Origin of the sequence: Pseudoalteromonas aquimarina, assembly GCF_049257255.1 — a bacterium.
Taxonomy (GTDB): domain Bacteria; phylum Pseudomonadota; class Gammaproteobacteria; order Enterobacterales; family Alteromonadaceae; genus Pseudoalteromonas.
Genome location: NZ_JBMMUG010000010.1, coordinates 16388 through 41520 on the forward strand (window position 1 = coordinate 16388; position 25133 = coordinate 41520).

General features: G+C 40.1%; 27 protein-coding genes. 9 read left to right on the forward strand and 18 right to left on the reverse strand.

All coding sequences use genetic code 11. The features are described 5' to 3' along the window. Positions 1-21: 21 nt before the first annotated feature. On the reverse strand, positions 22-1836 hold the full coding sequence (locus AAEU29_RS19750; RefSeq protein WP_421974920.1) for an assimilatory sulfite reductase (NADPH) flavoprotein subunit: 1815 nt from the start codon (positions 1834-1836) through the stop codon (positions 22-24). Positions 1837-2203: 367 nt separating this feature from the next. Further along, positions 2204-2581 carry a hypothetical protein gene (locus AAEU29_RS19755; protein ID WP_421974921.1) on the reverse strand — a complete coding sequence of 126 codons (378 nt, stop codon included), beginning with the start codon at positions 2579-2581 and terminating at the stop codon, positions 2204-2206. A 378-nt stretch (positions 2582-2959) separates the two neighbouring features. On the opposite strand from AAEU29_RS19755, the gene AAEU29_RS19760 reads away from it, so the two are divergent. After that, positions 2960-3679, forward strand: coding sequence for a hypothetical protein (locus AAEU29_RS19760; protein ID WP_421974922.1), 720 nt, complete (start codon positions 2960-2962; stop codon positions 3677-3679). Between the two features lie 87 nt (positions 3680-3766). Continuing rightward, positions 3767-4561: a UDP-2,3-diacylglucosamine diphosphatase gene (locus AAEU29_RS19765; RefSeq protein ID WP_421974923.1), complete on the forward strand. Its 795-nt coding sequence runs from the start codon at positions 3767-3769 to the stop codon at positions 4559-4561. A gap of 40 nt (positions 4562-4601) precedes the next feature. On the opposite strand, the gene AAEU29_RS19770 is transcribed toward AAEU29_RS19765, so the two are convergent. From AAEU29_RS19770 to AAEU29_RS19830, 13 genes are all read right to left on the reverse strand, one after another. Continuing rightward, on the reverse strand, positions 4602-5123 hold the full coding sequence (locus tag AAEU29_RS19770; protein WP_421974924.1) for a DUF3833 domain-containing protein: 522 nt from the start codon (positions 5121-5123) through the stop codon (positions 4602-4604). Beyond that, positions 5120-5617 carry a chalcone isomerase family protein gene (locus tag AAEU29_RS19775; RefSeq protein ID WP_421974925.1) on the reverse strand — a complete coding sequence of 166 codons (498 nt, stop codon included), beginning with the start codon at positions 5615-5617 and terminating at the stop codon, positions 5120-5122. Before AAEU29_RS19775 ends, AAEU29_RS19770 begins: the two co-directional genes overlap by 4 nt. Positions 5618-5630: 13 nt before the next feature. Continuing rightward, complete coding sequence (locus AAEU29_RS19780; protein ID WP_421974926.1) at positions 5631-6131, reverse strand: DUF2878 domain-containing protein; 501 nt, start codon at positions 6129-6131, stop codon at positions 5631-5633. Then, entirely contained in the window at positions 6106-7380 is a 1275-nt protein-coding gene (locus tag AAEU29_RS19785) for a class I SAM-dependent methyltransferase (RefSeq protein ID WP_421974927.1), read from the reverse strand. Before AAEU29_RS19785 ends, AAEU29_RS19780 begins: the two co-directional genes overlap by 26 nt. Before the next feature lie 2 nt (positions 7381-7382). Then, positions 7383-8108, reverse strand: coding sequence for a DUF1365 domain-containing protein (locus AAEU29_RS19790; protein WP_421974928.1), 726 nt, complete (start codon positions 8106-8108; stop codon positions 7383-7385). Positions 8109-8110: 2 nt separating this feature from the next. Then, complete coding sequence (locus AAEU29_RS19795; RefSeq protein WP_421974929.1) at positions 8111-9361, reverse strand: NAD(P)/FAD-dependent oxidoreductase; 1251 nt, start codon at positions 9359-9361, stop codon at positions 8111-8113. Next, entirely contained in the window at positions 9361-10083 is a 723-nt protein-coding gene (locus AAEU29_RS19800) for an SDR family NAD(P)-dependent oxidoreductase (RefSeq protein ID WP_421974930.1), read from the reverse strand. The genes AAEU29_RS19795 and AAEU29_RS19800 overlap by 1 nt, the downstream gene beginning before the upstream one ends. Next, positions 10080-10511 (reverse strand): nuclear transport factor 2 family protein, encoded by a 432-nt coding sequence (locus tag AAEU29_RS19805; RefSeq protein WP_372770140.1) that lies wholly within the window; start codon positions 10509-10511, stop codon positions 10080-10082. The genes AAEU29_RS19800 and AAEU29_RS19805 overlap by 4 nt, the downstream gene beginning before the upstream one ends. After that, complete coding sequence (locus tag AAEU29_RS19810) at positions 10504-11907, reverse strand: cryptochrome/photolyase family protein (protein WP_421974931.1); 1404 nt, start codon at positions 11905-11907, stop codon at positions 10504-10506. Before AAEU29_RS19810 ends, AAEU29_RS19805 begins: the two co-directional genes overlap by 8 nt. Then, positions 11908-12864 carry a YbgA family protein gene (locus tag AAEU29_RS19815; protein ID WP_274763046.1) on the reverse strand — a complete coding sequence of 319 codons (957 nt, stop codon included), beginning with the start codon at positions 12862-12864 and terminating at the stop codon, positions 11908-11910. 8 nt (positions 12865-12872) lie between these two features. Further along, entirely contained in the window at positions 12873-13544 is a 672-nt protein-coding gene (locus AAEU29_RS19820; protein ID WP_421974932.1) for a ChrR family anti-sigma-E factor, read from the reverse strand. Then, the gene (locus tag AAEU29_RS19825) at positions 13537-14127 is read right to left on the reverse strand and encodes a sigma-70 family RNA polymerase sigma factor (protein ID WP_421974967.1); all 591 of its coding nucleotides are present in this window, start codon (positions 14125-14127) and stop codon (positions 13537-13539) included. Before AAEU29_RS19825 ends, AAEU29_RS19820 begins: the two co-directional genes overlap by 8 nt. 99 nt (positions 14128-14226) lie before the next feature. Beyond that, positions 14227-14781, reverse strand: a complete 555-nt coding sequence (locus tag AAEU29_RS19830) for an LON peptidase substrate-binding domain-containing protein (protein WP_421974933.1) — start codon at positions 14779-14781, stop codon at positions 14227-14229. 77 nt (positions 14782-14858) lie between these two features. Between AAEU29_RS19830 and AAEU29_RS19835 the strand changes: the two genes are divergently transcribed. The 4 genes from AAEU29_RS19835 (at position 14859) to AAEU29_RS19850 (ending at position 17682) form a co-directional block, all read left to right on the forward strand. Next, positions 14859-15695 (forward strand): EamA family transporter, encoded by an 837-nt coding sequence (locus AAEU29_RS19835; RefSeq protein WP_421974934.1) that lies wholly within the window; start codon positions 14859-14861, stop codon positions 15693-15695. Between the two features lie 287 nt (positions 15696-15982). Continuing rightward, positions 15983-16597 (forward strand): chemotaxis protein, encoded by a 615-nt coding sequence (locus AAEU29_RS19840; protein ID WP_274763050.1) that lies wholly within the window; start codon positions 15983-15985, stop codon positions 16595-16597. After that, entirely contained in the window at positions 16594-17328 is a 735-nt protein-coding gene (locus AAEU29_RS19845) for an oxygen-binding di-iron domain-containing protein (RefSeq protein ID WP_274763051.1), read from the forward strand. Before AAEU29_RS19840 ends, AAEU29_RS19845 begins: the two co-directional genes overlap by 4 nt. A 21-nt stretch (positions 17329-17349) precedes the next feature. Continuing rightward, positions 17350-17682 carry a hypothetical protein gene (locus AAEU29_RS19850; protein WP_421974935.1) on the forward strand — a complete coding sequence of 111 codons (333 nt, stop codon included), beginning with the start codon at positions 17350-17352 and terminating at the stop codon, positions 17680-17682. Between the two features lie 2 nt (positions 17683-17684). Here the strand turns inward: AAEU29_RS19850 and AAEU29_RS19855 are convergent, their stop codons facing one another. Continuing rightward, the gene (locus tag AAEU29_RS19855) at positions 17685-18320 is read right to left on the reverse strand and encodes a hypothetical protein (RefSeq protein WP_421974936.1); all 636 of its coding nucleotides are present in this window, start codon (positions 18318-18320) and stop codon (positions 17685-17687) included. 444 nt (positions 18321-18764) lie between these two features. Between AAEU29_RS19855 and AAEU29_RS19860 the strand changes: the two genes are divergently transcribed. The 3 genes from AAEU29_RS19860 to AAEU29_RS19870 all read left to right on the forward strand — a co-directional run bounded on the left by AAEU29_RS19860 (position 18765) and on the right by AAEU29_RS19870 (position 22562). Continuing rightward, positions 18765-20624, forward strand: coding sequence for a methyl-accepting chemotaxis protein (locus AAEU29_RS19860; protein WP_421974937.1), 1860 nt, complete (start codon positions 18765-18767; stop codon positions 20622-20624). Between the two features lie 117 nt (positions 20625-20741). Next, entirely contained in the window at positions 20742-21518 is a 777-nt protein-coding gene (locus AAEU29_RS19865; RefSeq protein ID WP_421974938.1) for a VOC family protein, read from the forward strand. Between the two features lie 378 nt (positions 21519-21896). Further along, positions 21897-22562 (forward strand): SDR family oxidoreductase, encoded by a 666-nt coding sequence (locus AAEU29_RS19870; RefSeq protein ID WP_421974939.1) that lies wholly within the window; start codon positions 21897-21899, stop codon positions 22560-22562. A gap of 27 nt (positions 22563-22589) precedes the next feature. Here the strand turns inward: AAEU29_RS19870 and AAEU29_RS19875 are convergent, their stop codons facing one another. Then, positions 22590-24470 carry a M48 family metallopeptidase gene (locus AAEU29_RS19875; protein WP_421974940.1) on the reverse strand — a complete coding sequence of 627 codons (1881 nt, stop codon included), beginning with the start codon at positions 24468-24470 and terminating at the stop codon, positions 22590-22592. Between the two features lie 3 nt (positions 24471-24473). After that, positions 24474-25088 (reverse strand): LemA family protein, encoded by a 615-nt coding sequence (locus tag AAEU29_RS19880; RefSeq protein WP_421974941.1) that lies wholly within the window; start codon positions 25086-25088, stop codon positions 24474-24476. Positions 25089-25133 lie beyond the last annotated feature (45 nt).

The window sequence follows — 25133 nt, forward strand, 5'->3', positions numbered from 1 at the left end:
GTGGTGTACTAGCAATTGCTACTAGTACACGTCTTTTTGATAACGGTTGTTGCTGCGAAGCTCTTTCAGATAGCTTTCAGCTTGCTCGTCATCTTTGCCACCATGGGCTTTAATAATGTCGATAAGTGCTTGGTGAACGTCTTTCGCCATGCGGTTAGCGTCACCACAAATATAGAAATGTGCACCTTTTTCTAACCATGCAAATACTTCTTCGCCTTTCTCGCGAAGACGGTCTTGCACGTAAACTTTTTCAGCTTGGTCGCGGCTAAACGCTAGGTCTACTTTGTTTAGTAGGCCAGACTTCACATAACCTTGGATCTCAACTTGGTATAAGAAATCTTGCGTGAAGTGCGGGTTACCGAAGAATAACCAGTTTTCACCTTCCGCTTCACGTGCATCACGCTCTTGTAAGAATGCGCGGAATGGTGCGATACCTGTACCAGGGCCTACCATGATAACTGGCGTGTTATCGTCGCTTGGTAAACGGAAGTTGTCGTTATGCTCGCTAAATACTTTAACTTTTACGCCTTCTTCAGCGCGGTGTGCTAGGTAGCCCGAACAACCGCCAAAGTGTTTCTCACCAAAGGCATCAAACTCTACAAGGCCAACTGTTAAGTGCACTTCTTCTTCAACTTCAGCTTGGCTTGAAGCAATAGAATATAAACGTGCTTGTAACTTACGTAAGCTGTTCGCTAGATCTTGTGCGCTGATATCGCTTGGGTTTTGCTTAATGATATCGAAGATCTGACGCGCTTCGATGTACTCGCGCATTGCTGCTTTATCTTCAACTAGCTTTAATAGCTCAGCGTTGTTGGTTGCTTGAGCGTACTTTTCAACAAAACCAGGGTAAGACTGAGTAAGCTCTAGTTTTTCAATTAACGCTGTGCGAATTGATAAGGTTTCTTCACCTAACGTGATTTCAGTTGCGCCATCAATGTTTAATAGTGCTAACGTTTCATCAACTAGCGCTTCGTCATTTAAGAAGTAAACACCTAGAGAGTCACCCGGAAGATACGTGATATCAGAACCTTCTAATGAAATCTCAATGTGACGAACATCTTTCGTTGAATCGCGACCTGTGATCTTTTGTACCACACTTAGCTCAGCCGCAAATGGGTTTTGCTTGGTGTATTGGCTTTGTGCTGATGCTGCACCGAATCCAGCCATTGGAATAACTTGTGCTGAACCTTGCGACTGTGCTTTGAGCTCAGGTTCGAATGCTTCAACTGCACCACCTATCCAAGCTGCTGCGTGATCATCATAGTCAACGTCTAAATCAGCGCGCGCAACAATGGTTTCTGCACCTAGAGCTTTAAAGCGCTCTTCAAAATCAATTGCAGTCTGACAGAAGAACTCGTAGCTTGAATCACCTAAACCGATAACCGCTACTTTAACGCCATCTAGCTTAGGTGCTTTTTTCGAACCTAAAAACGCGTGCAAGTTTTCAGCATCTTCTGGTGGCTCACCTTCACCGTAAGTAGAAACAGCAACAGCGATAAATTTTTCTTTCTTAAGTTGAGCTGGCTTGTAGTCAGCCATGTTCACAAGCTTCACTGCTAGGCCTTTTGCTTCAGCAGCTGCTTTAAGCTGGTTAGCAACGCCTTTTGCGTTACCTGTTTGTGAACCGTAAAGAATTGTTAGTGCAGCTGCTTCGCTAGCTTGTGGAGCTACGCCCGCAACTTGGCCCGAAAGTGATGCTGTATTGGCATTTGCTGCTAAGTAACCACTCACCCAAGCTTGTTGAATTGGGTTCAGTTCAGCAGTAAGCGCTTGTAACTTCTGTACTTGCTCTGGCGAAAGCGGGCTTGCTTGCGCCGATAGTTGACTTAACAACATGCTCATTATTCCTCGACAACCGATAGCTAAATTCTTTAGCACCTTAGGTGCTTCTCTGATGGTGAAATATAGCGAGCTCTAGGCGAAGAAAAAAATAATAGAAAGTGCTTTTATATTCCAAAAAGGAATGTATGACGTGTTATTTATAATTTTTAATAAAGGTTAACCGTTTAACCGCTTGTTGTAACAAGGATATATTGTTTTTTTGCTGTGTGAAGATTAATAAACGAACTTATCTTAGGGGAGAGTTAATTAATAAAATGGTAGGGCAGTGAGCTCAAAAGTAACAACTTGCTAACAGCAAAAGCGATGCTTTTAGCAAGTCATAATAGAATACAGACTGACGCTAAGTTAGATCTTTTGTCGCTTACTCGGTTGGATAAAGCGTAATTTCCATACCAGCACCGAGCGCTGAAATACGTAATAATGTATCGGCATGTAAAGCTTGGTTAAAGCACTTAGGATTTCTGCCACTTTGAAAACCAATATCAAATGTGCGCTTTGTACACCCTAACCATTGTTTAAGTGCATTGCGAGAACATGATTCAACCAATTCACATAAATGATTAATCATTTTGTCAGGTGTTGTAACATCAATGCTGGCTTCAATGCGTGCTAATTGTCGAGTATCGTCTTTGTCGTAATGAAGTACTACAGCTGACTTTGATAAATCGGATACTAGCTGAGCAATATCTTGCTTTGACTCGATTTCTAGGTCGACATTAAGAAACTGAATATCTGACATTGATGTTTATTCTCTGAAATTGCGTAGTCGCTCACTTTACATTAGATTGGCTTATATCTCTAGAGCGTGTTGACCTTTGCTGTCTATTTCTACAGCAGTTTGTTTGGCATTTAGACGAGGCAGAGCGATTGTAGTGTAGTTATTTTACATAAATGAGCGATAACATAGTATAAATGCCAAACAAGCGCTGCCTGTAAGGTTCAACCCAAACCGTTTTGCTCTTTGTTGTCGCTTTTTGACTTAGCCCGCTAGGTCTACAAAGCGCCGCCGCGATCAAAACGGTTTGGATTTGAACAGAATTTAGACCGTAAAGATCAACACGCTCTACCTTCGCAAAGATCATATTACGAACGAAAAAAACCAATAACGAGAATAATAATGAATAAAACATGGTTTAAATGGGCACGGAAATGTCATAAATGGTTGGGTTATATACTTGCGCTACAGGTTTTTGCTTGGTTGCTCGGTGGGTTAGTGATGAGTGCTATTCCTCTGGAATATGTTCATGGTAAACACTTGGCAAAACGGCAACTAGAAAACCCATTTTCTCAAGGTGTATATACAACTGACTTTAACTTATTTAAGGAGTATGACATTGCACTTAAAAAAGTTAATTTTAAACACTTCTTAAATACGCCAGTAATCGAATTAATTGGTGAAGAATCGCATGTTTATCTCCATGGTAAGACAGGCGAATTATTTACACCCCCAAACCAACAGCAAATAATTACACAAGCAAAGGCACATTACATTGGTGATGCAAGTCAAATAGAGGTTATTGCCACAAAACTCAAAGAGGGCCCGAGAGAAGTTGGCTATAAAACTAATATTTGGCGCGTAGACTTTGCTGACAACGTCAACACTACATTGTATATACAAGTTGATTCAGGCCAAGTAATTACTGTGCGCAGCACAATTTGGCGCATCTTCGATTTCTTTTGGATGTTGCATATTATGGATTACGACGAGCGTGAAGACTTTAATAACCCTTTATTAATTAGCTTTGCTGCGGTTGCTGTGTTGTTTTGTATTTCAGGAATGATATTGCTATTGCAAAATATGCCGTTAAGAAGAAAGCGAAGAGCCTTGGCAAATTGATTTGTTGTCATAAAGCTTTCTTATAAGTGCCGCCAATTTGTCATGGGATATTCTTAGCGTAACCTTATTACACATAAGGAAAGGGCTATGGCTAAGCAATTTTATTCCTGTATTTGGATTTCAGATGTGCACTTAGGTTACAAAGACTGTAAGGCAGATTTCTTACTGGATTTTTTAACAAACACCGAATGTGATGTACTTTATTTGGTGGGTGATATCATCGATTTGTGGTCAATGAAACGACAGTTTTATTGGTTGCCAAGTCATTACCAAGTGCTCGAATGCATTCGCAATAAAGCCAATTCGGGCACTCGCGTTATCTATATTCCAGGCAATCATGATGAAACCTTTCGTGCTTATGTAGGTGAAGCATTTATGAATGTTGAAGTTCATAAAAGTTTTATTCATACCGCTAAAACAGGTAAACGGTTTTTACTGGTGCATGGAGATGATTTTGATTCAGCCACTCGCTATAGCAAATTGATCAGTATTATTGGTGATAATGCCTATGACTTTTTGTTATTTTTAAACCGTTGGCATAATCGCGTTCGTCGTTTGTTTGGTAGTCATTATTGGTCGCTTGCCTCGTGGATTAAAAACCGCATCCATAAAGCGCGACAAGCAATCGCTGCATTTGAAAGCGCTGCTGTACACGAAGCTAAAAAGCAAGGTGTCGATGGCATTATTTGCGGTCATATTCATCAACCAGACATTAAAAAAATCGATGGTATTTTGTACTGTAATGACGGTGATTGGATTGAGAATTGTACTGTGCTGGTGGAAGATGAAGCTGGTCGAATTGAGTTGTTACATTGGTCTGATATTCAAACTAGTTTAAAAGTAGTTGATTTATCTCAGCAACAGCAAGGCAAAGCCGCATAATAAAAGGGCTTCAATATGATAATGAAGCCCCTTAATCACTCTATTCTTTCTCAATGGTGAGAATCACTTCACCCACTTTAAAACCAAACTTAATGATGTCGGTGCGATTGATAAGGCGTTTCTCATTTATTAAAAACATCCAATCATCTAAGGTTACTTCGAGCGGCTCACCTTGGTATTCAATTTGTAATTGATAGCGCCAATAAAGCGCGGAACCTTTGGCTTTGCCCATAGCGGTGCCGACCACGTCATTTGCCGTGCCTTTGTAATTGCCATTGCCAAGATTTTCTATGTACCACGTACGAGTTTGCTTTTCGCCATCGTCATAAACAAACCATTCATCCAGTTTTCCTTGATTGCCCTGCCATGACCCGACTAAATCAACACTAAAACGTCGAGTAAGGTCACCGTTTCTGTCAAGTACAATACCGTGTGCACTCAGTTTGCCATCGAAAAACTCTTCTAGTTTGAGAGTAGGTGTGGTGTTTGCGTAATCGTTAATGTCTGGGCTTGAACATGCAACTAAGAAGATAGAAAAAATAACCGCTAACCATTGCTTCATTTTGCATCTCCAATCAGCTTTTCTCGCAATTCGGGGCGAGTGGTTTTATTCGATAACCAAATATTTAAAAAGGCATCACCAAAGTCAGGATCTTTCACTGTACCTAACAGCCCCTCATTATTGAAAAAGCTCGCGCTGTTATCTTCATTGCGTGTCACAATCAGCATGTCATTTTTTTTAATGTTAGGCCAAATTGTAGCAAGTTCATTTAACCACATAGGTATATTTTGATGGGTCACGCCAATGTGTTGCCATTGGTCTGCGGTTGCTTCAATTAAATCGTTTTTATCAATATCGCGGTAGTAAGTAATTTTGAGCGCGAGTTGTTTGTCATCAAACGAATAGGTGTTTTTACTGCCAAATAACTCTGCTTTATAAAGCTCCCAAAAGAGCACTTTCATTTCGCCTTCACCGTATTTAACAAGTTGATTTGTTTGAATTGCAAACACACTTGGTACAAACAGCAGGCCAGCAAATACTAGTTGTTTTAACATGGCTAACGTCCAGCTAATTGTGTTTTGATTCTACGAATTTGCCTTGAAAAACGATCAGTGCTGGGAGCACAAACGCCCAGATTGTAGCGTATATTAAAAACAATGATGTTTGAGGTAGATAGGTTGTAATCGCTGAGAATTTTAATGCACCAAGATAACTAAGCGCACCACCAAAGGCACCAATAATAGCTATTTGCCAATGCTTGCACTTATTCAACCAACTAAGCGAGTGATTCACTGAAAGTACAAACATGACCCATAAACCGAGTAACCAAATTGGAAATTGTTGTGCTGTGAAATTAATAATCTCTAGTTGATAAAGCACAAAATCTATAGCACAGCCCAAAATGGCAAAAGGCAGCAATTTTGCGTCATCGCGTTTTGATGGCGATAAAACAAAGTGAAGAGCAATAATCGGCGGGATCAGCCAGTTGGCATTTGCTGTGAGTAGCGCACAGCAAAACCAAGCTAGCTGAAATAAAACAAGGTTAGTAAGCCAGAACTTGTTGGTCATCTTTATCAAGATAATGAGGCTTACGCATTACCAGTTGATGTGTGCTGATTACGCGCTCAATAAACGCACCTTCGCAATAGCATAAATAAAAATGCCACAATCGCTTAAATTGTTCATCAAAACCAAATTGAGTTAGCTCAGACCAAGCATTATCGAATTTCATACGCCAATCATATAAAGTGCGCGCATAATGTAGGCCAATGTCTTCCACATTGTCGATCATCATATTGGTTTGTTCAGCAATATGTTGGTTCATTACGGCATTTGACGGTAAGCAGCCTCCCGGAAATATATAACGTTGAATAAAATCAACATTATTGCGGTAGTGTTCGTAACGGGCATCTAAAATGGTGATCGCTTGGATCAGCATTAACCCTGACTCTTTAAGCAAGCTATTACACTTAGCAAAAAACTCTGCCATAAATTTATGGCCAACCGCTTCGATCATTTCAATTGAGACTAACTTGTCGTATTTACCTTCAAGCAAGCGGTAATCTTTTTTAAGCAAGGTTATTTTATCTTCTAAACCTTCTTCTTTAACCCGCTCAACGGCATATTCGTACTGTGCATCAGAAATGGTTGTTGTTGTGACTTTGCAGCCATAATTTTTTGCAGCAAAAATAGCAAGGCCACCCCAGCCCGTACCAATCTCAATCAGGTGGTCGTTGGGCGAAAGCTTAAGTTTGTCACAAATGGTTTTAAGTTTGTTAAGCTGAGCTGCATGTAAGTCGGTTGCTTGATTTGAATAAATAGCACTTGAATACATCATGGTGCTGTCTAAAAAGCGGGTGTAGAGCTCGTTGCCTAAATCATAGTGAGCAAGAATGTTTTTCTTAGAACCTGATTGGGTGTTGGCATTACCCCAGTGGAACAAAAAGTTTTTAATTTTAGTTAAGAATGATTTATTAGCTTCCACTTGATCAAGCGTGCTACTGCAGCGCGCAAAAACGCGAATTAATTCAGTTAAATTAGGTGATGTCCATTTTTTGGCGAGATAAGCTTCAGCAGCGGCAATACTGCCACCTTTAACAAAATCTACGTATAGGCTTGGGTTTAATACAATCAATTTGCCACGTAGTTCGCTTTTATCATTGCCAAGAAATGTAATTTGCCCGTTTTCTTCAATTTCTAAACCGGCATTGTCTATTTTATTAAGTGCATCTAAAACGAGTGAACGACAACGTGATGTGAACCACGATAATTCGCTTTCCTGAGTGAGACTCGCTGAGCTGGTACTTTGCTGCTCCATAATTATCCTCTCGCGTTTGGGTGCGCAATAAATGGGATGCGTTTGGCAAACAGTTTAAGGGCTTGCCAATAAATACCTGCAATTACTTTTAAGGTCATTGCAGGTGTGCTTAACCACGTTTTAAGCATATTAGAACGATTAAATTCACAACGTGATAGTGCCACTGTGGCATCGAACACTTTTTCAGCTTTATGATTTTCGATATGAATAAGTACTTTGTCATTTGGCGCTTTAACACGCCAAGCGTACTGCATATCTAAATCCATAAAGGGTGAAACATGAAACGTTTTATCCGTTCTTTGCTGTTGGGTTATATCTACTAAGTAATAATGACGTTCTAACCAAGGTGTGTTTGAAACCTCAACCAGCATGGTTTTGCATTCATCATTACTGTCGTAACAAAAGAAGAAATTTGCAGGGCTAAAATAAATACCAAAATTTCGGCATTGCCCCATAAACATCACTTTTGTGCCATCCCAGTTACCACCTAACTGTGTAACTTTAGTAGCAATACGTTGCTTTAAGTTGCCCGGTTCACCTTTTACATAATCGCTTTCAAAAAAACTGATCGGAGCAAATTTTTTTAAGCTAAACAAAGCACTGCTATTGGCAACTAAGTCTAGCTCATTTAAATCAAGTGCAAGCATATACATGTTGTAGCTAAATGCATGTTGCTTTGGTGAAAAGCGACGATGCCTAACTTGACCACGGTAAATGCCACTGTTCATGGCTATAACTCGCAGCCAAATCGTTTAGCGACATCAAGCGCACTGCGTACACCATCTTCATGAAAGCCGTTATACCAGTAAGCACCGCAAAAGTGGGTGTTGTTCTGGCCGCAAATAGTATCGCGCTGCTGCTGCGCAGCCATACTTTGTTTATTAAACACAGGGTGATGATAGACAAAGGTGCGTAAAATTTTGCTTTGGTCAATTTGGTCTGTTTGATTGAGTGTGACACAGAAGGTAGTGTCGGTTCTTAAGCCCTGCAAAATGTTCATATTATAAGTTACCGCAGCAGGGCGTGGGTTGTTGCTATCTAAACGATAGTTCCAGCTAGCCCATGCTAGTTGTCTTTTCGGTAACATATTGATGTCGGTATGCAGCACTACTTCGTTTTCGCTGTAAGGTATGCTACCGAGCACCGCTTTTTCTTGCTCATTTGCGTCAGTTAATAACGCAAGAGCTTGATCTGAGTGACATGCAAAAATAACGTCGTCAAATTGTTGTGAAGTGCCATCGGCAAATTCTACTGAAATACCAGTATCAATCCGAGTTACCTGTTTAATATCACTATTAAGCTTAATCTTGTCAGCGAAGTGCTGGGTGAGTGGTTTTACATACTCACGTGAGCCACCTTTGATAACATGCCATTGTGGCCTGTCACTGATATTTAAAAGCCCATGATTATAAAAAAAGCGAACAAAAAACTTTAATTCAAAATCACGCATTTCTTGCAGGCTGGTGGACCAAATTGCCGCACCCATTGGTAAAATGTAATGCTGACAAAAAAAGTCATTAAAAGCGTGCTTATCTAAAAAGTCACCAAGGGTAAGGGCTGGATCAATATCGGTTTGATGTAGCTGTTTACACAGCTTATTGAAACGTAAAATATCTTTAATTAATAACCAAAAGCGCGGTTTGAAGATGTTAGAACGCTGTGCAAAAAGTGAATTTAGGCCATGGCCATTATATTCCATTTGGCTCTGCACATTGTGCACACTAAAGCTCATTTCAGTGTCTTTGTAGGCAACACCGATTTGCGATAAAAGCTTTAAAAAATTTGGGTAAGTTTTGTTGTTACACACGATAAAACCGGTATCAATCGCATGCTTTTCGCCATTGTGTTCAATATCAACTGTAGCGGTGTGACCACCGATATAATCGTTTTTTTCAAATAGTGTAATATCGTACTTTTTTGATAATAAATAAGCGCAGGTAAGGCCCGAGATACCGCTGCCAATAATGGCTATTCTTTTCATTATTTAATCATCCTTATTGCGAGTTTGCGCCATATAAAAAAAGGTAAAAGTGCGAATGTTTTGAGCACTAAGGTAAAACGTTTTGGAAAATGAATATCGTAACGTTTTTGTTTCATACCAAGGTAAATTGCTTCTGCTGCTTGTTCACTAGTTATGCGACTAGGCATAGGAAAATCATTTTTGTTTGTTAACGGGGTTTCAACAAACCCTGGATGAATTGTGCTCACACCAATATTACTGCTTGCCAAATCTATACTCAGGGTTTTAGCAAGGTAACTTACTCCAGCCTTTGATGCTCCGTAAGCTTCTGCACGGGTAAGAGGTACATATACCGCACTTGAACTCATTAACCCCAGTTGACCACCTGAGTTTAACTGAGGTAACCACGCTTCTAAACAATAACCTACTGAAATAAGGTTAGTATTAATTACGCGAGCAAACAAATCGCCATCAAATTGTTTAGCATTGTCGATGTATTCACAGGTTCCTGCATTAAGAATGATGTGATCAAGTTTAATGCTTTTATCTAAAGCGCTAAAAATTTCGGTTTTGTTATTTAGGTCAAAGACCAGCGGGGTAATTTGGCTAAACTCACCACATAAAGCAGCTAATTTTTGTTGGTTTCTTCCACATGCAAATACCTTGAAACCTTGCTGTGCATAGTACTTTGCGAGTGATTCGCCGATGCCTGACGATGCTCCTGTAATTAATACTGTTTTCATGCTGTTGCACGCTTTTTAACGAGATTAATTAATCCACCAAGTACAGGAATATGTTGGTAAAGCATGTCGGCTGCATTGAAGTAGTCGCGGTGGAAAATCACTTTGCCATCTTGATATTCTAGGTAGCTGTTTCCGTCAAATGACACTTCTTTCCCTGCTTTGATTTTGCTGTGAGAAAAATACATTGTCCAATAAAGACTTACTGTATTCTCTTGCTCTAGAACCTTGGTTACTTCAAATCGACCAGCATCGAGATTCTCGTATAAATTAGAGAAGTATTTGGTGAGCGCGGGTAATCCATCAATTCTGTGTAAAGGATCAATAAACACAACATCTTGATGATAAATTTCAGTTAGCAAAGCTAAGTTGGCGCGATCCAACTTGTTGTACATAGCTAAAAAGTCATCAATATGTTGTGTGTTACTCATCTGTGTTTAACTCTTTCTGGTAGTAATCTAACGCTTGTAAACGTGCTTCTTTCAAATCTACAAGTTGTGGCCAATAAGATTTATCGCCAATAGAATCTAAATATGTTTGGGGCTGATGAATGTACTTTAATGGCACATTCGCAAGCTCTGGTAAGTACTTACGGATAAAGCTACCGTCAGGATCAAACTTTTCGCTTTGTGTAATCGGGTTAAAAATTCTGAAATAAGGTTGAGCGTCACACCCTGTGCCTGCGGCCCATTGCCAGCCACCACTGTTAGCGGCTAAATCACCATCAATCAGATGTTGCATAAAAAAGGCTTCACCTAAACGCCAATCAACGAGTAAATGCTTTGTCAGAAAGCTTGCCACAATCATCCGTAAGCGGTTGTGCATCCAGCCTGTTTGTTTAAGTTGGCGCATTGCTGCATCAACAATCGGAAAACCAGTTTGTGCATTGCACCATGCGTTGAACTTTTCATGGTGATCCGGCCAATCGAATCTTTTAAACTTAGTTTGGAAATCATGCAATTTATTTAAATTTGGAAACGACAGCAGCAAGTTGCGATAAAACTCGCGCCAAATCAGCTCGTTTAACCAAGTAAAAATTGGCGCTTTCATATCCTCTAAAATATGCGGATAATAAGAAATTAAATCATAAATAACCCGCTTAGGGCTAATTGCGCCAATGGTTAGGTAGGGTGAAATACCACTTGTGCCTTTAATAGCAGGGAAATCCCGATCATTTGCATAATCAGTTACTTTGTCAGTTAAAAAGCGTGGCAGTACATGTTGCATAAATTCATGGGCTAACGGCCATTTGCTGGAATCTTGCTTTTCGTAGTTAAAGGCAAACTGACTTTGCTGGGTTACCTCGTTATTTGATGGGGGAATGGCAGCAAGGTATGTTTGCTCAAAGCCTTGTTGTTTTAATACATTCAACCAAGCTTTTTTATAAGGGGTAAACACCTTAAACATTTCGCTTTGCTTATTTAGCACAGAGCCATAAGGTAAAATCGTATCTGCATCGTAAAGCGTGAGATTTATTGTTTGTGCTAGTTTGGTGTCGCGCACTTTTTCGCGTAGCTCAGGCTCACTATTTGCTAACACGGAAGAGGCCCCAATGGACCGACAAAATTGTGTTAGCTTTTCTCGCTGCTCATCAAAAGTATTGCATTCAATTACAGTGACTTTAATGCCTAACTTTGTAAGCTCGTCACTAAACCAATTTAAATGTCGCTCAATAAAATCAATTTGAATGCCTGAGTGATTATGTGTACGCCAAGTGTCATATGCGGTTATAAATACAGCATGTTTGCAGTTTTGTTGTAGCGCATAAAATAAAGCGGGATTATCGTCTAAACGAAAATCCCGTCGAATCCAGTAAAGTGTACTCATTTATAATCCGTATCTGAGCCTTAAATCTTTCGGATAAGGGTCTAGGTAAGCCTGATTAGCCAAGTAATCATTGGGGTAGTTTTGTAAGTGATGATTAATCAAGGTTAAAGGCACCATGAGCGGTACTAAACCCTCATTATAAGCCATGATATTTTCACTAAGCTCTTGTTTATTTTGCTTGGTAAGATGCTTTTTAAAATACCCCTGTAGATGTTGAAGAGTATTCGTGTGATTTTTCCGAGATGCTGGTTTTTTAAGCGCTTGCATCAACATTGAAATGTACTGATCCGCCAGCTCTTCAATCGGCAAATCATGCTTTTCACCAAGTAAGTTACCAAGTGCTTTATAAGCAGCCACATTATGGCTCATTACTAAATATTTTTGCTGGCTATGAAAAGTAGTTAGTTTGTGTTTTGATAGCCCTGAAGCTACTAAGTTTTGCCACTTTTTGTAAGTGAATACACGCAAAACAAAGTTTTCACGTAGGTGAATATCGTTTAAGCGTCCATTTTCTTCACAAGGTAAGTTTGGATTAAGTGCCATAACCTGTTTTGCGAATAGCCCTACGCCGTCGTGCTCACAACCTTTACCGTGTTCGTAATATACTTTAACACGTTCCATGCCACAGCTTGGACTGCCTTTCATAAATACAAAACCGCTCAGATTTGCCATTTTACTCGCTGCTTTGAATGCGTATTCATTCATTTCGTGAGTAACATCCATAGATCCGTCAGGGCGTGAAACGTGGATCATATCTTCGCGTTTTATTTGTCTAATGGTTGGCCTTGGTACTGGCAATCCAACGGCAACCTCAGGGCAAAACTTTTGATATTCCACGAATTTGCCCAGTTGGTTAACGCAAAAGTCAGACTTTTTATGGCTTTTATCAAAACGCACTTGCTCACCTGTTAAACAGGCGCTAATGCCAATAATAATTTTATCCTTATCTGCAACCATACAACCTCCTAGTAAATAAATTTACCGATAGGATTTAGCAATTTGCTTAAGCCCTGCGTAAAGTGCAAGGAGTCACTTGAAACGGTTAAACATAGGCAACCATGCTCAGTGATTGGGTTGTGAGTGTGTTTACCATCTAACCAAATAAAGTCGCCTTTGGTGTATTCGCCCATTTCGTCTTTAAAACTACCTTCTAATAATAGTGTAATTTCAAAACCATTGTGCGTATGTTCTGGAACAGAGCCATCGGCATCAATGTGCAATAAGCTAGTGTGAAGATTCGCGTCTTCTAAAGTCACGCGAGAGCGCGATAATTTACCTAAACTTGCCCAACTGCTTAGCTCAAGATTGCGAAGTACTTGAGGCAAATAAAATGTATTTTGATTGAGCGATAACTCAATTGGCTGAGCCAATTTAATTTCGTCGATGCCATCATCTAGAGTGATATCGTCAATCATGCTGGCAAAGTCAATTTCAGCAAATTGGCTTTGCTCGGCTTCATCTTCAACATAAGCGTAAGTAAATGTGTCTTTAGCAGCTTTTGCAGTAAGCGCTTCAACTTGTTGCTGGCAATGTGGGCAAAGCTCAATGTGCGCAGCAATAATCACAGAAATAGAGGCTGGTAGTTCACCTGCACAATAGGTTTTGAGCAGGGAAAGTTGTGGGTGATGCTTAATCATTATCTGCTCCTATGTGCTGTCTCAATTTAGTAAGTGCTAAACGCAAACGGGACTTAACTGTTCCGAGTGGGATATTTAAATTTTTAGCGAGTTGCTCTTGCGATAAATCTTGAAAATATACGCCTTGCACAATCTGTTTTTGATTGTCAGGCAATTGATTTAAATACTGTGCTATTTGCTTGTCCATTAAATGGTCTGCAAAAACATGCTCATCAGAGTTTTGTGCTTCTGCCAGAGGCCAAATATCATCACTAAGGGTATCTTCGTGGTTGGCTTGCATTTTACGTAACATGTCAAAGCTTATGTTGCGCATTACAGTGTAAACCCAAGTGGTTGCGGCGCCTTTTTCGCTATTGTATAGATGCGCTTTACGCCACACATTTGTCATTGTTTCTTGTAACAATTCGGATGCAAGTGCAGGGTTATTAAATTGCTTACGGCCAAAGCCGATAATTTTAGGAGAAAACCATTTAAATAAGCTCGCAAATGCGCGTTTATCACGCTTTTCAGCTATATCATTTAGCCAGCCTGACAAGGTCTTGCTGTCAATTTCTTGCCCATCTAAACTTGCGTTTTGCTTCATCGAAGATCGGTAGTTATTGGTTGTTGTTGATATCATCATAGCGCTCTGACAATAAAATCCATAGTAGCCATTACGGTAGGGGCGATAAAAGCGATCAATTTATTGACCTAAAATAATCGTTTTTAAAAAATCATCTGCTTTTGTAAAGCTATCTGCTTTTGTGAACAGTTGTTTTTTCTCAAACGACAGTGGCAAAATTTCTAAAAAACGGGCACAGACCCAATTTATATCGTCAAAATTGGGTTCAGGATAAAGCGCACCCTGTTCTGGATATTCTTCAAACACGTGCTGTAGTTTTGTAGCTAGTTGCGCGTGATGTGGTTGCTTGTTCTGTGTTGGCCAATGGGGGATCTCAAAACAATCGGCGAAACGTAATTTATCTTCATCCATGGTAATGTTTTCCAGACTAACTAAGCTTTTAGCCTTGATATCAATATGTAATAGCTCACCTTCTTGGCTAAAGTTAATAATATCAACCCATGCTCCCCAAGGTGGCGTGTTCAGCTCAGCCTTGTGATCATAAACGCATAACACAAAACCATTTTGCTGACAGGCAATTGACACCATTTTTAGATAACGCGGTTCGAATATACGTAACCGTGTAACCCCATTTGGTAGCAAAAAAATTGGTAATGGAAATACAGGTAGATTCATAAGTAGCTTATTTTGAACAACATAATATGCTTATACGTAATGTTGCTAAAAAAGATCCATCCCTTAGGAGATATACTTTGTCTTGGTTGTTTTTGTTGTTAGCAAGTTTGGCGTGGGTGCTGTTTGATATTTGCCGTAAACATTTAGTTGAAACACATCACCCTCTGCTTGTTGGGGCGGTTTTTAGTGTAGTAACACTGCCTATTTATCTGCTCTATTGGTTTATTTCGGATGCTGTCTTACCTGTTGCACAGGTTTATTACGGTTTGGCGAGTATTAGTGGGGTTTTAGCTGCTATTGGCGCGGTGTCGTTTATTGCAGCGTTAGGTCGCGGGCGATTTTCAGTTTTGTTACCGGTACTGTCGCTCACTCCGCTCGTGGCTGCTTTGATTAATGTACTGTTTTTCTCTGTGATCCTGCCTTGGTTGGCGTATGTGGTTATTGCCATTTGTGTTTTTGCTACCTTTCGGTTGCTCGGTGATGGCTTTAAAGTAAGTGAGCCAGGCGCCGGTTTTATGTTATTGGCAACGTTCAGTTGGGGGGCCTGCATCTGTGTAGACCAGTATGTACTGCAATTTTCCCACGTTAGTTTTCATGCGCTTTGGGTCAATGTGATTATGGTGTGCGTTTTATTAATTGCGCTCTTGTTTAATCGTTCCGCTATTACTTTCTCAAAAATGCATAACCGTTTTTGGTTGCTTGGTTTAATCGGCTTTTCTGCAGCTGTGTTATTGCAATTTAATGCACTGCGTTATTTGGATGCCAGCACAGTTGAAGCTGTTAAGCGTGCGATTGGCATTATCTCTGCCATGGCGATTGGGCGTGTGTTTTTACACGAGCAGCTTGAACGTCATCATTATTTGTATGGTGTAGTTATCATTTTTTCAGTGCTTGCATTTAGCCAAATAAATTAGCTACTTAAAAACATTTTCAAAATTAATTTAGATTTTTTTGAACTAAGTTTTGTCAGGCAAGTCTATTTAATTACAAGAACTGGTTTTCTTGTTAGATATTTCCCTGAAGCATTAGTTGTTGATGATGCACTTTCGGCTCACATCCCTGTGAGCCTTTTTTATTTCTACTTTTTACCACTGTAAATAACGCACCATTGAAATTTGCAAAACAATTTTTATAAAAATTCGGCAAAATTCTTTTTTATTTCCTATATTTGAAAGTACTTAGTTAAGAGTGAAAAAACTCTATGGATAGCATCAGAAAACATCCTGAAATAAAGTGCTTTGTCACCGTTGCAACTATCGTTGCGCAATTGGAAGTAATTTTAACTGAGGCTAAAAGCCTGTCTTTGACCTCTAAAAATGCGCGAGTGGTTGCAATTCGTGCCGGTGAAGCGGCGCTCGGTTTTAAATCGATCACCAATTTTATTAATGAATTTTCCGGTCGCACAATTCAAACCACAGAGCATATTAATTTGCATGCAAGTCAGTTATTTAAGTTGGCACTGCATCATTTGCGTGCAAGTCAGTTAGAGCAGCATTTGGCAAAAAGCCTCACAATACTTGACCACCCTGAAAGCAAAAAGCTCTATAGCGTGGCCGCAAGCCATGTCAAAGATGCCATGGTTGCACTTAAACACGAATTACAAAATCTGCAATGGCAGTTTGAAGAAATAGAGCAACAAATGCGCGCGGCAGAATATATTGCGGTGACATCTCGGGTTGAAGCGTCTCAGGCTGGCGAGTTTTGCGCGAGTTTAGAGTCAGTTTCGGACTATATAAGCTCCGCGGCAATGCGCATAAAAGGTGCAATTGAAACTAATCTTAATACACTCGATGAGTTAGAAAGGGTATTTAAATGAAATCGACCGATTTGTATCAGGGTAAACATCATAAATGGATCGTATTTGGGCGAGATCAGGGAAAGTCAGAAAAAATAATTGATACTAACCAATACATGATAGTGACTAATCAGCAAACCATGCTGTTAGACCCAGGAGGTATTGAGCTATTTTCAGCCATGCTAGCTGGTATTCTTAGTCATACCGAGCTCGACAAAGTAACAACCTTATTTGCCTCACACCAAGACCCAGATATTATTTCTTCGTTAGGGCTTTGGGATAAGACCATACCAAAAGCAAAGTTATACGCACCTTGGTTATGGGAAGGATTTATACGCCACTTTGGTATGGATAACATTGAATATAAATCGATTCCGGATGAAGGACAGGAGCTGCGTTTAGATTCAGTGACCTTCCGTTTTATTCCGGCTCATTTTTTACATTCGTCGGGCAACTTTCATGTCTATGACCCAGAAGCTAAAATTTTAATGAGTGGTGATATTGGTGCTGCATTAGAAGAGCCTGATGCCCCGATGTTTGTTGAAGACTTCGCACGTCATGCTGATAAAATGCGCTATTTTCATCAGCGTTGGATGCCCTCTAACAGTGCCAAGAAAAACTGGATTGCACGCGTGCGTGAGTTAGAAATTGATATGATGGCACCTCAGCATGGACGAATTTTTAAAGGCGAGGCGGTGCAGGAGTTTCTTGAGTGGTTTGATAATTTAGAAGTTGGTATAGTGAATTCGTAACGTGTTAATAAAGGAAGAGTGATGTTACGGAAATTACTTTGCAGTGTAGTGCTTTTCACGCCGTTAGCGTTAGTTGCAACTGAACAGGGTAAACAACAAGCTTTATATGACTTTGACCATAAAATTCACTATCGCCAAACTCAGTTAGCAGCCAACAAATATAAGCTGTCTATTCGGGAGGGCAGTTATCAAGAGTTTGCAAAACAATCGGTCTTTTTATTGCGCCTCAGCGCGCAACTTTGCAAAAGCGATGAATTTAATTTGAAGTTATTATCTGGCGTGCAAGAGTTTGAGAAGTTTCCAACTGAGCCTAGAGCAAATCCAGGCCCTTTAGTTGCTGAGCTAACTTGTTAGGCTTAGTCTTTATAGCCCCATGGCGCCGCTGGCGGAGTTATGGGGTTTGTTAAATCAAAATCGACTCTAAACTCGCGCCCCTCTCTCACCAAACGATAAGTGTATTTTTCAGGGTAGATAAATATCTGCCACGTATTGCCGATTGACTGTGGAATACCTTGTTTTACAAATAGCTCTTTTGAATATTGATCTGCAGGGAAAGACTGTACATGTTGCCAGCCAGCATCGATAGTGTGACCGCCATACATAGTTGATACATCATACTCACCATTTTTCATACGGTGGTCGTGTTTCAAGCTTAAACCTGAACCAGTTTTTGTGATAATCCAAGTGCGAGATGCATCATCGCCAACATGGAAAGGGATTTGTAACTCAGTATCGGTACATTTGCGTACATGCATCACGAGTTTTTTACCACTAAATGAGCCATTATCTTGATTATCAACCGTTACTTTACCTTGGTATGCTTTACCGCAGTGTGCCTTAAGCTGATTAAAAAACGCATCATGGCTTTCAATACTCACCTGCGGAGCTGGTTTTACAACGTCTGGCCCAAGAGTTTGAGAATTACTTGCAGCATTAACTGTAAGAGGTAGTAAGGTTGTTAAAATTGCCGCAGAGACAAGTGTGCTTTTCATCGCATAACTCCATATTAATGTGTGTAGTTCCAGGGGCGTTATTAAAAATGATTTGCTTATTTTGCATTGTTTGAAAAACAAATTGAGCATCATTTATAGCTGAAAATCAATAAGCAATCTTTGCAGCATACCATTCAAATTTCACATCTTCAGCGCGTTCGCGATGAAACTTTATCTAGTAGCAAAGAAAAGCCGTTATTTAGGCTTAGATAAGGAAAAAATCATTGTTGCATGTGCAACATATCCTATTGAAATCAATGTAACTTTAAGAAAAACTTGTTGTTTTGTGTCTATTTTAGGTATTAAATGTTTATTGTTAGTAAATTTTAATAATTTCCTAAAGCAATTGGCCGATTTGTCGACAACATATATGCGTTAGAACAACAAATCGTCTAATCAAGCCATATACAATCTCCCCACCGTCACTGAAGTTAAGAGGTATAAATGTTTCAAGCCATCAAAATAAAAACTAAGTTGCAGATCCTGATTGGGGTTGCAGTGGTTTCAATGGCTGCTCTCACGTTATTAAATGTTTACATTGCAGGGAAGAAGCAAGTATTAGTGGATGCTACAGAAGATTTAATTGCTACTGAGCGGGCTGTCGCAGATACATTGCGAATTGAAGTAAAATTTTTAGAAAAACCAGCACCAGAGTTTCGTCAGGAATTGGTGAATCGCGTAGATGATGCAAAATCGGCGCTTGGAAAGTTACAACAAAAATTGGCAACCTTTGATGTAAATTCAAATGCACTCACGGATACGCAAAATGCGCTGACATCATTGCAACGTGATTTCACTAAATTAGATGAATTGTACATAGAGTATGGCTACAACCAAGACTCAGGTCTTCGAAAAGAGTTACGCGGCGCGGTGCACGAATTAGAAGAACAAGCTAAAGTAACCAACCGTCTTGATGTAAGTGTTATGGTGCTACAACTTCGTCGCAGCGAAAAAGATTTCATAATGCGCGGCGATAGAAAATACATCACACGTATTAATGATACGGTTGAGAAGCTTGAAAAACTGTTACTTGCAAGTAATGAGGTGAAGCTTGTTGGTTTACTAAAACGCTACCAAACTGCGTTTCTAAAAGCGTCTGAGCGCTATCTGGCAATTGGTTTTAATCAACCTACGGGCTTGAAGAACGATGTTGCTGAAACTGAAGAAAAATTAAAGCAAACGTTACAATTACTAGGTGAAGAACTAACCGTAATTCAAGAAGATGTGTATGCAGATGCAAAAGTGCAGCAAATTGCATTAAGCCTTATTTTAGCATTCGCATTGGTAGGTTTTTTATTTGCCATTATTCGTTCGATAACCACTTCTATCGACAGTGTTATTACAGATATCGACCGCATTGCGCATTCAGGTGATTTATCAATTGAAGTGCGTAAACACGGCAAAGATGAACTTGCAATGTTAGCCGACAGTGTTAATGGGTTAATGAGTAAATTTTTATCTGTTTTACAAACAATTCAACACTCGGTTGAAATTGTGAATACAGAATCAACGCGTGTAGCACAGGTAGTTGAGTCAAGTGGCCGACAGCTGGTTCAGCAAAAGTCAGAAGTTGAGACGGTAGCAAGTGCGGTTACTGAAATGGGCGCGGTGGCACATGATATTGCGATTAACGCGGAAACGACCTCTAATCGTGTTGATACGGTTTCACAAAACGCGACAAATGGGCAAGGGCAAATTGAAGCGACCGTAGAGCAAATGACTGTGCTTAGCAATCAGCTCGTTGAATCGGCTGAGCAAGTGAATTTACTGCGTGAAAAGAGCAACGCAATTAATGCGGTAATGGAAGTTATTCGCGGTATTGCTGAGCAAACTAACTTACTTGCGCTAAATGCGGCAATTGAAGCTGCACGTGCGGGTGAGCAAGGGCGAGGTTTTGCGGTTGTAGCAGATGAAGTTCGTTCGCTCGCAGTGAAAACGCAGGAGTCGACCCAAGAAATCACGCAAATCATAACCGATTTACAATCAAGCACTGCAAATATTGTTGATAGTATTGAGTTGTGTAAAACGCAAGGCCTTCAAACTGCCGAACAAACAGATAAAGCAGGCCAAGCATTTGCTGAAATCATTGCTGATATACAAGAAATATCCGAAATGACATCAACTATTGCGGTGGCTGTAGAGCAACAGTCAACTGTAGCTCAAGAAATTAACCAAAATATTGTGCAGATCAGCGATTATGCTGATGAACTAGCAAATAGTTCGGTTGCTAATGCAGAGGCGTCACAGCAAGTATCACATCAAGCTGATGAACTTGATAATGCAATTAAGTGGTTCAAAATCTAACGACCCAGACCCACAAATAAATAAAGGCGAAGCTATTGTATAGCTTCGCTTTTTTATTGCTATTTATTCAGAATTGGTTAACTTTAATACAGCGAACGCAAATAATAAGGAAAACATATGGCGAGTTATACCAAGCATCAAGCAGGCACCTTTTGTTGGACAGAACTATGCTCTCAAGACTGGGCATCCGCTAAGGCGTTTTATACAGCGCTGTTTGATTGGACATTTGACGATCAGCCCATTGGTGAAGACCGCTTTTATACTATGCTGCAATTAAATGGCAGTGATATTGGTGCAATGTACCAAATGGAAGACGAGCGCTTAGATAAAGGAGTGCCAAGCCATTGGTTAAATTATATTGCGGTCGATAATGTCGATGAAATACTCGAAAAAGCGAAGCAAGCTGGCGCGCATGTTATTGCGGGTCCACATGATGTGGGTGATGCTGGACGTATGGCGATGTTTTTTGAACCTAATGGTGCAATGTTTGCTATTTGGCAAGGCAATGAACATTGTGGTTCACAAATTAAAAATGAAGCGCGTAGCGTCTGTTGGAATGAGCTTGCTTCAAAAGATGCTGCGGCAAGTCGCGAATTTTATTCATCCGTTTTTGGTTGGCAATACAAAATAGAAGACATGGATGGTATGCCTTACACCATTTTTACTGTTGGTGAAGAACAAGTTGCAGGCATGCTTGAAATGAATGAAGAGTGGGGCGATATGCCAGCCCACTGGATGACATATTTCCAAGTTGATAACTGTGATGCGACCTTAGAACGTGTTACTGAATTAGGAGGTACAGTGTGCGTACCTGCTACTGATATTCCTAATGTAGGTCGTTTTAGTGTGATTACCGATCCTCAAGGGGGCTTTTTCTCTGTAATAGAGATATAGCTTGGTAATAAAAATACTAAAGCTTGTATTTAATCAAAAAGATACCATTTCTATAGGGTCTGTTGATCTTTGTAGTTCAATTTTTGTTTTTTTGAGCGTGTTTTTATCGCGGCGCTCGATGTGTAGCCTAGTAATCTAAGCAAATATCGAGCAACAACGAGAAAAGCGCGCTCAAAAGAACCGTTCGGCAGCGTTTGATTTGCCCCGCAAGGATGTGGGGTAAGGTGACTTTGCAGGAGCACAAAGTCTTTGTCGGCTGACTTACATAGAATACTATGCCACGCAGCCTCTGCCTTGTATAAAACCCAATCAAACTGCTGCAAAAAGGAACTAAAAAGTTCAACTGACCCTTAATCTTTTTTATTTGGGAATTAGGTTATGTCAAAACATGTTGTGGTTACTGGGGCAAATAGAGGAATTGGCCTTGCCTTTGTAAAACAGTATATTTCTGAAGGTTTGAAAGTAACGGCTGTCGTTCGAACAGCCAGTGATGAATTAATCGCAACTGGCGCAAACGTGATTAGCGATATTGATGTTGCGAATGCGGATGATACTGAAACGTTAAAAAATGCGTTAGCTGGCCAGCAGATTGATATTTTAATTAATAATGCCGGTGTATTTAAAAATGAAAGTCTTGCCGATATGGACTTTGCAAGTATTGAAGAGCAAATCAATGTTAATGCCATTGCGCCTATTCGTGTGACACATGCTCTGCAAGGTAATTTAGGTGCTGGCAGTAAAGTAGCAATGATCACAAGCCGAATGGGATCAATCGAAGATAATGGTTCCGGTGCATATATTGGCTATCGCATGTCAAAAGCGGCACTCAATGCTGCTAGCAAAAGTATCGCAATTGAACTTGCTGCGCGTGATATTAGCTTAGCTATTTTGCACCCAGGTTTTGTACAAACGGCTATGGTTGGTTTTGCTGGGGATATTTCGCCAGAGGAGGCGGCAAGTCGCTTAATTGACCGAATTAATGAGCTTAACCTCAGTAATACAGGTACGTTCTGGCATTCAAATGGTGAGGTTTTACCTTGGTAGCCATTATTTAACCCGAGTTAAGGTTATTTAATCTGTAATAGGGCTTGGCAAATCAAGTAGTAGCGCAAAGCTGTATAACATGGTTTGCTCAGCCTCATTTATTTCATTATCCCAGTTTGCTGCAAATTCAATTGCTTGTAAAAATGCATTGCGATTTTTCACTGGTAAGCTAATCAAGGCCGCTAACATTTGATGTGCATATTGACTATCAAACTGCGTAAAAGGTAGAAGAGTTAGCCCTTTCATATTGAATTGTTGGCATGTGGCAGTAAAAGCATCTTGCTGCTCTTTAGCGTCATTGTGACCAATCACAGCAATTAAACTGACAAAATAACGCCAAGCTTGTATTAGCTGCTTTGTATTACGGGTTTTCAACAGTAATTTACTTTTGGCACGAGTGGTTTGCATTAAGATGATTTCTAGATAAAGCCAAACTAACAACGGATGGTTAAGTGGCTGATTTATCTGATTGTTATCTACCATTAATATTATTTGCCAACATAGTTGAGCTAGTTCATCTTTTTGCTTTGCTGGTAAGCAGTCTATGCTAGGGGCTGCAAGCTCAATAAGTTCAAAGCGCTGTTTATCACAAAGCTTTGTCAACTCAGTCTCAGCATTGTCTAAGGTGAAAGCATCTACATACTGTGATGAAAGTAAATAACTCAGTTGGTTGCTGCGAATATCAAACTCATCGCTTAGCAAAAGCATCGGTATTAACGTAAAACACGAGTATGGATCATGCACCAGTTGCGATAATTTAGCTGATAAATGATCTGTATTTGCGCGCACTGTTGGTTTTATTATGGGCGTTGTATTTTCGCTTAAGTATTCACGTGTTGCAGTGAGTTGCATTGCTTGGTAATTGGCAACATTGGTGCTTTCTTTAAAGCCATTTTTAGGGGCTTTAAAGCTAGGCTGAAGCTTTTGAATTCGATTAATAATTGGTGGGTGAGTTGAGAAAGAGCTGACCCATGGCATTCTTGTTTGATTAAAAAACAGATGACTATATTGATGATAATGTGCGTTTCGGTGCGGTAAGCGTAACCCTGCGGCAACTTTAAGTGCATTAGCAAGCGCTTCTGGATTACGATTAAATTGGCAGGCATTAGCGTCAGCTAAGTATTCCCGCCTACGACAGATGGCCGCTTTAATAAAATCCGCGAGCAAGGTACCAATATAACCATAGCTAATCAATGCGATAGCCGCGACGAGCTCAAAGCCAGATGAATTGTTTCTTCCGCGCTTAGATGTTGCGGCATGTTCTAAAATCCACTCACCTAGTAAGCCAATAAAACTAATTGCAAATGTTGCGGCAACCAAGCGGTTATTTAATTTGATGTCGCCATTCACTATATGGCTGAATTCATGGGCAACCACAGCCTGAAGTTCATCACGTGTGAGCTTCTCAAGTGCGCCGCGCGTTACCGAAATAACCGCGTTATGGTTGGTGTGTCCTGCTGCAAATGCATTTACTTGGCTTTGATGCAGTTGAATATAGACCCTAGGCACAGTTGTGCGAGCCGCAATTGCCATCTCTTCAACAACATTGAGCAGTTGCTTTTCCAGTGGATGAAAGGTGTTGGGCTGTACACGTGTTGCACCTAATTGTTTGGCAATTTGCGCACCACCTACGCGAAGTTGTCGGTATTTATAAATACCTGTAATTGCAATTAAACTAAATGTGATAACTGCTGAAGGAAGATGCCATTGGTACGGGTTTTGTTCACGGAAAACATCCCAACCGCGATACAAAATAAGATTAAGATTGCTTGCGATACGGGCATCAAAAATAAGACCAAAAAACCACTGAGCTATAACAACAATCATTATCACAGCAAGGCAAAAAAGGCATACCAATAACGCACTGGCACGCCTATTTTCAGCTTGTTGCTGAAAGAAGTTTTTCATCAGTTAAAGTTGTACGCTTGGTGCTTGACGATACTCTGATTGTGCTAGTTCTAACATGCTGGCGTCGTCTTTATGGCCAAATTTTGCTGCCACCAGATTATTTGGAAAACTTTGCTTGTACGTGTTGTATTGCATCACTTCATCATTGTAAGCCTGCCGAGCAAAAGCAATTTTATTCTCTGTTGAAACAAGCTCTTCATGTAAATTTTTAACTGTCTCATTGGCTTTTAATTCAGGGTAATCTTCGATTGTTACCTGTAGCCCCGATAGTGCTTGCGTTAGTATATTTTCAGCACTCGCTAATTGTTTGATAAGAGAGCCATTACTGGGTGCTTGTTTTGCTTGCTCTAAACAACTTAACGCGGCATTGCGGGCCTCTGTTACTTGTTTTAGGGTTGCATGTTCATGGTCAAGATAGGCTTTGCAGGTATTTACAAGGTTAGGAATTAAGTCGTGGCGACGATGTAACTGCACATCAATTTGTGCAAATGCGTTTACAACAAAATTTCTGTATTTCACTAAAGTATTAAAAATAACAATAATGAAAACCGCAGCAATCGCTAGTATAAGTAACAAAATACCAAGCGTTGTGAAGAAGTTATCAATTACACTGGTCATAAACCTTCCTTGAGAAGTGTCTCTAAATTGTCTACACAATGACGA